Here is a 2,457-nt window from a genome sequence, read left to right as displayed (position 1 = left end):
GGTCTGCTTCGATGTGCAGCAGGACCGGATCAGGCCGTGAGTAGGGGTGTTAACCGGCGGTAGCCGATGAGGGCTGCGGCTATGCCGACGAAGGCGAGGAAGTGTTCGGCCTTGCGCTCGTACCGCCGGTGGAGACGACGGCAGCCGGCCAGCCAGGACACGGTTCTTTTGACCACCCAGCGATGTCGGCCCAGCCGCTGCGAGGACTCGACGCCCTTGCGAGCGATGCGATGGCGGATGCCCCGCCGACCGAGCCATCGACGCAGGTGGTCGTAGTCGTAGCCCTTGTCCGCGTGCAGCTTCGCCGGCCGCCGACGCCGGGGCCCACGGCGGGACCGGATGGGCGGGATGCCGCGCACGAGCGGCTCCAGGCCCTGGCTGTCGTGCATGTTCGCGCCGGAGATGCCCAGAGACAGCGGCAGTCCATTCCGGTCACAGATCAGGTGGATCTTCGATCCAAGCTTGCCGCGGTCGGTCGGATTCGGTCCCGTCAACGGCCCCCTTTTGCAGCCCGCAGACTGACGGAGTCGATCGCGCACCGCGACCAGTCCAGCTCGCCCCGCGCCCCGAGTTCGTCGAGGATCACGCGGTAGAGCCGGGCCCAGACACGGTCCCGGCTCCACTGGGCGAACCGGCGGTAGACCGTGGGCCAGGCGGGGCCGAACACCGGCGGCAGCTGCCGCCACGTGCAGCCCGACGTCGCCACGAAGATGATCGCGGCCAGGGCTTCACGGTCACCTGCGCGACGTCGACCACCGCCCTGCGGGCGTATCACCACCGTTGGCGGCACCACTCGCCTGAACAACACCCACAACTCATCCGGTACCAGCCGCTCAACGAGATCCGTCATGCCACGGTTCAACGAACGATCACGCCATAAGAAACTACGTCTAAGTAGGCGGGCATCACCGCCGCCCGACACGCACCGATCAGACCTCCGCCCCCGGGCGCTTCCGCGGGGACCGGCGCACGGCTCACGTCCTCGTCCCCGCCCCCGGCGGGGACTCCGCGCTTCTCCGGCCCGGGCAACGCGGCCCGGCCCACACCGAGCGGCCGGCCGGGTGAAATGCCGGAGAGAATTCAACGTGATCGTTTCACTGTCCCCACACTTCGGTCACCATAAATTCGAAGACGCTCCGTGAGGTAATTCACTTCACTGCCATGCCTGGGTGGTATGCCCCGTTTAAGGGGGATTAACCAGGGCATACGGGCCTGTTGGCACCCGTGTCAGATTCGAATAGGGCAGATGCCCGGCGTGTTTTACGAAATCGAATAGGCGCGGCTAGGGTGCCTTGAATGTTCCACGCTGCGCATGGATACGAGAGGGCTCCGGCACCCGAGGTCAAGGAGCCCGAGACCACCCCGACGAGCCGGGCGGCGACCGCTCTCGCCCCTGCCACGAGCGGCCTGAAGTCCGCTTCGCGGACGGCCTCCAAGTCCACTGGACGGGAGGCCTACTTCGACAACGCGAAGTATCTGGCCATCGTGCTCGTGGCCGTGGCCCACGCCTGGGAACCGGTGATGGAGGGCAGCAGGGCAACGCGTGCCCTGTACATGGTGATCTACACCTTCCACATGCCGGCCTTCATCATCGTCTCCGGCTACTTCTCCCGGAGTTACCAGGGCAAGCCGCATCAGCTCAGACGACTGCTCACCGGCATCGCGCTGCCGTACGTCGTCTTCGAGGTGGCCTACTCCCTCTTCGCCCGGTACGGGAACGACGATCCGTCCCATCCGATCAGCCTGCTCGACCCGTACTACCTGACGTGGTTCCTGGCAGCGCTGTTCATCTGGCGGCTCACCACGCCGCTGTGGCGGATCGTGCGGTGGCCGCTGCCGATCGCGCTGGCCATCGGCGCGCTGGCCACGCTCACCCCGGACATCGGGGCGGACCTCAACCTCGCGCGTGTGCTGCAGTTCCTTCCGTTCTTCGTGCTGGGCCTGTGCCTGAAGCCGGAGCACTTCCAGCTGGTGCGCCGGCGGGAGGTGCGTCTGCTGGCCGTTCCGTTCTTCGCCGCGACGCTCGTCTTCGCGTACTGGGTGGCGCCCCGGATGAACCTCGGCTGGTTCTACCGCTCCAGCAGCGTGCAGGACCTGGGCTGGCCGTGGTGGTCGGGGCTCGTGGTGATCATCGCGTTCTTCGGGTGCGCGGTGCTGCTGAGCGCCGCGTTCCTCGCGCTGGTGCCCGGTCGCCGGGCGTGGTTCACGGTGCTGGGCGCAGGGACCATCAGCGGGTACCTGTTGCACGGTTTCGTCGTCAAGGCCGGTGACTACTGGGGGCTGTTCGAGAGCCAGAAGTGGCTCGGCAGCCCGGTCGGCCTGGTGGTGGTGACGATCTGCGCGACGTGCATGGTGACCGTGCTGTGTTCGCCGCCGGTGCGCCGGGCGCTGAAGTGCGTCACGGAGCCCGAGATGAAGTGGGCGTTCCGCCAGGACGCCGCCGAGGTGGGACCCCGC

2 protein-coding genes are annotated in these 2,457 nt (G+C 67.4%); one reads left to right on the top strand and one right to left on the bottom strand.

All coding sequences use genetic code 11. From position 1 onward, the window contains the following. Positions 1 to 29 precede the first annotated feature (29 nt). Positions 30 to 850 (bottom strand): IS5 family transposase gene (locus ACWGH4_RS34135; protein ID WP_453467684.1). Its coding sequence is split into 2 segments (ribosomal slippage): positions 30 to 500 and positions 503 to 850, totalling 819 coding nucleotides; the frame shifts between segments, so codons are not numbered across the junction. Positions 851 to 1,296: 446 nt separating this feature from the next. On the opposite strand from ACWGH4_RS34135, the gene ACWGH4_RS34130 reads away from it, so the two are divergent. Next, on the top strand, positions 1,297 to 2,457 hold a 1,161-nt coding region (locus tag ACWGH4_RS34130; protein WP_453467682.1), incomplete at its 3' end, for an acyltransferase family protein.

This window comes from Streptomyces sp. NPDC054847 (assembly GCF_053610925.1).
Note: the sequence above shows the minus strand (reverse complement) of the source record. Positions and strands in the feature narration are given on the sequence as shown.